Origin of the sequence: Streptomyces sp. SID4985, from assembly GCF_009863025.1 — a bacterium.
In the GTDB taxonomy this organism is placed as follows: domain Bacteria; phylum Actinomycetota; class Actinomycetes; order Streptomycetales; family Streptomycetaceae; genus Streptomyces.
Genome location: NZ_WWIR01000495.1, coordinates 1 through 5,904 on the forward strand (window position 1 = coordinate 1; position 5,904 = coordinate 5,904).

The following is a 5,904-nucleotide window of genomic DNA, read 5'->3' on the forward strand; positions in this document are numbered from 1 at the left end:
TCGCCGTCGACCGTGCCGTCGGCCGCGCCAGCGGCCTTGCCGTCGGCCGGGGGCTCGGGGGCCTCGACCGGACGGCGTCCGAGCGCCGTGTCGTACCAGCGCGCCCCGGAGCGCCGTTCGCTCGGGCGCAGGGCGAGGGCCACCGTCAACGAGGCGACGGCCGGGGCGAGGAGGAGCAGGGTCAGCGCGGCCGGTACGGGCAGCGGCTGGTCGGCGGCGAGGAGCTTGGCCCCGTCGCCGTCGAAGGGCATCCCCGTGATGTCGCCGCGCAGATGCAGGAAGAACATCAGGGCCACCGTCGAGCCCAGCACACAGGACAGCGCGGTGGTCAGCGCCGAGATCGCCATCAGCCGCCCGGGGCCGAGCCCGACCGCCGAGAGGCCCGGGCGCGGCCGGGTGCCGGGGTCTGTGCGGGCCACCGCCAGCGCGAGATACGCGGTGGCGGCGAGCGGCGCCACGCACCAGGCCAGGCGCAGCGCGCCCGCGCCCGGGGTCGCGGAGTGGCCCAGCGCGTAGCCGAGGGAGCCGAGCAGCAGGAACCCGGTGCCCGCCGAGGCCGCGGCCACCAGCAGACGGCGCAGCTGGACGGCGGGCCGGGCCGCGCGGGTCAGGCGGAGAGCGAGCACGCGGCCCGGCCCTCCTTCTCCTCCGCGTCCGGCAGATGCACGGTCTTCACACGCCGGCCGTCGAGCAGGGAGACGGTGCGGTCGGCGAGGGCCGCCGTCTCGGGGTCGTGGGTGGCGAGGACCACGGTGATGCCGTGGGAGCGGGCGGCCGTGGTGAGGGTGCGCAGCACATGGCCCCGGTCGGCGCGGTGCAGCGGGGCGGTCGGCTCGTCGGCGAAGAGGACCGTGGGGCCGGTGGCGAGCGCGCGGGCGATGGCGACGCGCTGGCGTTCGGCGTGGACCAGCGCGTGCGGGCGCTTGCGGGACTTGTCGCCGATGTCCAGGCGCTCCAGCCACTCCATGGCGGCCACCTTGGCCCGGCGCCGGGTGGTGCCGCGCAGCATCAGGGGGAGCGCGGCGTTCTCCCAGACGTTCAGCTCGGGGACGAGGGCGGGGGCCGGGTCGATCCAGCCGAACCGGTCGCGGCGCAGCCGCTCGCGGGCGATCGGTCCCATGGTGTGCACGGGGGAGCTGTTGAACCAGACCTCGCCGTCGCGCACCCTGACCTGGCCGGACAGACAGCGCAGCAGGGTGGTCTTGCCGCTGCCGCGCGGGCCGCCGACGGCGAGGATCTCGCCCTCCCGCACACCGAGCGAGATCCCGGCGACTCCGGGCGAGCCGTCGGGGTGCCTGAAGGTGAGCGAGCGTGCCCAGAGCACGTCGTTGTCCGGCGGGGCCTCCATGGCGTACACCTCGGTTCTGATCCGTTTTCCCGTGTCCGGTCCCCCGTCCGGGGGAACGAAACGCCGGGCCGATCGGTCACTGGGCACGCTAGGGAGCCGTCGGCCGGAGGCCGGACAGCACACGGCCCCGGGCCGCCGTTCTCACTCGAACGGGCGGCGCCGGGGCCGGGGCCGGTCGACCGACCGGAGGCATCCGCGCGGGAGGTCAGAGCTTGGTCCACGCCTCCGTCAGGGTGGCGCGCAGGATCTGCTCGATCTCGTCGAAGGTCTCCTGGTTCGAGATCAGCGGCGGGGCGAGCTGGATCACCGGGTCGCCCCGGTCGTCGGCGCGGCAGTACAGGCCGTTCTCGAACAGCTTCTTGGAGACGAAGCCGTAGAGGATGCGCTCGATCTCGTCGCCGTCGAAGGACTCCTTGGTGTTCTTGTCCTTGACCAGCTCGATGCCGTAGAAGAAGCCGTTGCCGCGTACGTCGCCGACGATCGGCAGGTCGTGCAGCTTCTCCAGGGTCGCGCGGAAGGCGCCCTCGTTGTCGAGGACGTGCTGGTTCAGGCCCTCGCGCTCGAACAGGTCGAGGTTGGCGAGGCCGACGGCGGCGGAGACCGGGTGGCCGCCGAAGGTGTAGCCGTGCAGGAAGACGTTGTCGCCCTGGTAGAAGGGCTCGGCGATGCGGTCGGAGACGATCGTCGCGCCGATCGGGGAGTAGCCCGAGGTCATGCCCTTGGCGCAGGTGATGATGTCCGGGACGTAGCCGAACTTGTCGCAGGCGAACATCGTGCCCAGGCGGCCGAAGGCGCAGATGACCTCGTCCGAGACGAGCAGCACGTCGTGCCGGTCGCAGATCTCGCGCACCCGCTGGAAGTACCCGGGCGGAGGCGGGAAGCAGCCGCCGGCGTTCTGCACCGGCTCCACGAAGACCGCGGCGACCGTGTCCGGGCCCTCGAACAGGATCTGCTGCTCGATCTGGTCGGCGGCCCAGCGGCCGAACGCCTCGGGGTCGTCGCCGAAGACCGGCGCGCGGTAGATGTTGGTGTTCGCGGCCTTGTGCGCGCCCGGCACCAGCGGCTCGAAGGGGGCCTTCAGCGCGGGCAGGCCGGTGATGGACAGGGCGCCCTGCGGGGTGCCGTGGTAGGCCAGCGAACGGGATATGACCTTGTGCTTGGTGGGCTTGCCGACGAGCTTGAAGTACTGCTTGGCGAGCTTCCAGGCGGTCTCGACGGCCTCGCCGCCGCCGGTGGTGAAGAAGACCTTGTTGAGATCCCTGGGCGCGTACCCGGCCAGCCGCTCGGCCAGCTCGATCGCCTTCGGGTGGGCGTACGACCACACCGGGAAGAAGGCCAGCTCCTGGGCCTGCTTGAGGGCGGTCTCGGCCAGCTCCGTCCGGCCGTGCCCGGCCTGCACCACGAACAGGCCCGCGAGGCCGTCGAGGTACCGCTTGCCCTTGTCGTCGTAGATGGAGGTGCCCTCGCCCCGGACGATGGTCGGGACGGGGGAGTGCTCGTACGAGGACATGCGGGTGAAGTGCATCCACAGGTGGTCGTACGCGCTGCGGCTGAGGTCCTTCTGGGTCACGGTTATCGGGTTCCCCACATGTAGGTCTGCTTCTTGAGCTTCAGATAGACGAAGCTCTCGGTGGAGCGCACGCCGGGCAGGGCCCGGATGCGCCGGTTGATCACGTCCAGCAGGTGGTCGTCGTCCTCGCAGACGATCTCGGCGAGGATGTCGAACGAGCCCGCGGTCATCACCACGTACTCGACGTCCGGCATGGAGGTCAGCGCGTCCGCGACCGACTCGACGTCGCCCTCGACGTGGATGCCGACCATGGCCTGCCGGCGGAAGCCCACGGTGAGCGGGTCCGTGACGGCGACGATCTGCATCACGCCCTGGTCGAGCAGCTTCTGCACGCGCTGGCGCACGGCCGCCTCGGAGAGCCCGACCGCCTTGCCGATCGCGGCGTAGGGCCTGCGGCCGTCCTCCTGGAGCTGCTCGATGATGGCGAGGGAGACGGCGTCCAGCTGGGGAGTGCCGCTCCTGGACTCGCGGGCGGAGTCTCTGTGTTCTGCGCTTCGACTGGCCACGGCTTCACTGTGCACGACGTCTCGACAGTTTCGCAAGGCTCGATCGATGAAATTCGTTGTTTACGAGCGTGCGGTGTGCGGATTTCGCAGGACCGGTGGTGGTGGGGGTGTTGAAAACGTGGGTGTCGCGACTAGGGTTGGGCTGTCTCAGCCACCGGACAGCCACGCGGCCTCCGGGGCGGGACCGCTCGAACCCTCGAACCAGATCAGGAGGCCGGCAGTGAGCACCGAGCTGCGTCGTCTGCGCAACTACATCGACGGTGAGTTCCGGGACGCCGCCGACGGACGGACCACCGAGGTGGTCAACCCCGCCACCGGCGAGGCGTACGCGACCGCGCCGCTGTCCGGGCAGGAGGACGTGGACGCCGCCATGGCGGCCGCCGCCGCGGCCTTCCCGGCCTGGCGCGACACCACCCCCGCCGAACGGCAGAAGGCCCTGCTGAAGATCGCGGACGCGTTCGAGGAGCGGGCCGAGGAACTGATCGCGGCCGAGGTGGAGAACACGGGCAAGCCGGTCGGGCTGACCCGCACCGAGGAAATCCCGCCCATGGTCGACCAGATCCGCTTCTTCGCGGGCGCGGCCCGGATGCTGGAGGGGCGCTCCGCGGGCGAGTACATGGAGGGTCTGACCTCCATCATCCGCCGCGAGCCGGTCGGCGTCTGCGCCCAGGTCGCGCCGTGGAACTACCCGATGATGATGGCGGTGTGGAAGTTCGCCCCGGCCATCGCCGCGGGCAACACGGTCGTGCTCAAGCCGTCCGACACCACCCCCGCCTCCACCGTCCTGATCGCGGAGATCCTCGGCTCGGTCCTGCCCAAGGGCGTCTTCAACGTCGTCTGCGGCGACCGCGACACCGGCCGCATGATGGTCGAGCACCCGACCCCCGCCATGGCCTCCATCACCGGCTCCGTGCGCGCGGGCATGTCCGTCGCCGAGTCCGCCGCCAAGGACCTCAAGCGGGTCCACCTGGAGCTGGGCGGCAAGGCGCCGGTCGTCGTCTTCGAGGACACCGACATCCCCAAGGCCGTCGAGGACATCTCGGTCGCGGGCTTCTTCAACGCGGGCCAGGACTGCACGGCCGCCACCCGCGTCCTCGTCCAGGAGTCCATCCACGACGAGTTCGTCGCCGCGCTCGCCAAGGCCGCCCAGGAGACCAAGACCGGGCAGCCGGACGACGAGGACGTGCTCTACGGCCCGCTGAACAACCCCAACCAGCTCAAGCAGGTCTCCGGCTTCATCGAGCGGCTCCCCGCCCACGCCAAGGTCGAGGCGGGCGGCCACCGGGTCGGCGACAAGGGCTACTTCTACGCCCCGACCGTCGTCTCCGGCGTCTTCCAGGACGACGAGATCATCCAGAACGAGGTCTTCGGCCCCGTGATCACCGTCCAGTCCTTCACCGACGAGGACCAGGCCGTCGAGTGGGCCAACGGCGTCGACTACGCGCTCGCCTCCTCGGTGTGGACCAAGGACCACGGGCGCGCGATGCGGATGTCCAAGAAGCTGGACTTCGGCTGCGTGTGGATCAACACCCACATCCCGCTGGTCGCGGAGATGCCGCACGGCGGCTTCAAGAAGTCGGGCTACGGCAAGGATCTGTCGGGGTACGGGTTCGAGGACTACACGCGGATCAAGCACGTGATGACGTCGCTGGAAGGCTGATCCACCGGTCGGATTGTTCCTTTCCGGTACGGGGCGGCACACTTTCCGGGTGCTTCACACCTCTGTTCGTGGTTCCGCCCCCTCCCGCCGGTCTCTGCTGCGCGCCCTCGGGGGCACCGCCGCGCTCGGCGCTCTGGCCGGGTGCGGGGTGCCCTCGGCGTACGTACGTGCCGGTGAGCGGTCGGCGCCGGACCGCTCGGCGGCCGATCACCGGCTGGTCTGGTCGAACTGGCCGCTGTACATCGACACCGATGACGACGACCCGAACAAGCGGCCCACGCTGGACGCCTTCGAGAAGCGCACCGGGATCTCCGTCGACTACGTCGAGGAGATCAACGACAACGACGAGTTCTTCGGCAAGATCAGCCCCGCGCTGATGAACCACCGGCCGACCGACCGCGACCTGATCGTCATCAGCGACTGGATGTGCGCGCGGTACGTCCGTCTCGGCTGGGTCCAGCGGATGGACCGCGCCCACCAGCCCAACGTGGCCAAGTACCTGGACCCGCTGCTGCGTTCGCCCGCCTTCGACCCGGGCCGCCTCTACACCGTGCCGTGGCAGTCCGGCATCACCGGCATCGCCTACAACCACCGCAGGCTCGGCCGCGAGATCCGTAATGTGAAGGACCTCTGGGCACCCGACCTCAAGGGCCGGGTGACGCTGCTCTCCGGTCTGGACGAGGCGTTCGCGCTGCTGATGCAGTCCAATGGCGTCGACATCACCAAGTGGACGGCGAACGACTTCCACACCATCTGCGACCAGGTCGAACACCAGGTCCGCCGCGGCCAGATCCGCCGCTTCACCGGCAACGACTACACC

The 5,904-nt window shown here is 70.4% G+C and carries 5 protein-coding genes and 1 pseudogene; 2 read left to right on the forward strand and 4 right to left on the reverse strand.

All coding sequences use genetic code 11. The annotated features are described in order from the left end of the window. The 4 genes and pseudogenes from GTW40_RS21805 to GTW40_RS21820 all read right to left on the reverse strand — a co-directional run. Positions 1–626, reverse strand: a pseudogene (locus GTW40_RS21805) (hypothetical protein); the annotation flags it as partial. Continuing rightward, the gene (locus GTW40_RS21810; protein ID WP_161181881.1) at positions 608–1,348 is read right to left on the reverse strand and encodes an ATP-binding cassette domain-containing protein; all 741 of its coding nucleotides are present in this window, start codon (positions 1,346–1,348) and stop codon (positions 608–610) included. The pseudogene GTW40_RS21805 and the gene GTW40_RS21810, both read right to left, overlap by 19 nt. A 205-nt stretch (positions 1,349–1,553) precedes the next feature. Continuing rightward, positions 1,554–2,918, reverse strand: a complete 1,365-nt coding sequence (locus tag GTW40_RS21815; RefSeq protein WP_343245757.1) for an aspartate aminotransferase family protein — start codon at positions 2,916–2,918, stop codon at positions 1,554–1,556. Between the two features lie 2 nt (positions 2,919–2,920). After that, on the reverse strand, positions 2,921–3,439 hold the full coding sequence (locus GTW40_RS21820) for an Lrp/AsnC family transcriptional regulator (protein ID WP_161181883.1): 519 nt from the start codon (positions 3,437–3,439) through the stop codon (positions 2,921–2,923). 205 nt (positions 3,440–3,644) lie between these two features. Between GTW40_RS21820 and GTW40_RS21825 the strand changes: the two genes are divergently transcribed. After that, on the forward strand, positions 3,645–5,084 hold the full coding sequence (locus GTW40_RS21825) for a gamma-aminobutyraldehyde dehydrogenase (RefSeq protein ID WP_161181884.1): 1,440 nt from the start codon (positions 3,645–3,647) through the stop codon (positions 5,082–5,084). Between the two features lie 49 nt (positions 5,085–5,133). Further along, positions 5,134–5,904 (forward strand): substrate-binding domain-containing protein (locus GTW40_RS21830; protein WP_161181885.1); only part of this gene is annotated, 771 nt, incomplete at its 3' end.

Coding starts and splice junctions, on each gene's coding strand:
- GTW40_RS21810 (WP_161181881.1), bottom strand. CDS start 1,348: ATGGAGGCCCCGCCGGACAACGACGTGCTCTGGGCACGCTCGCTCACC.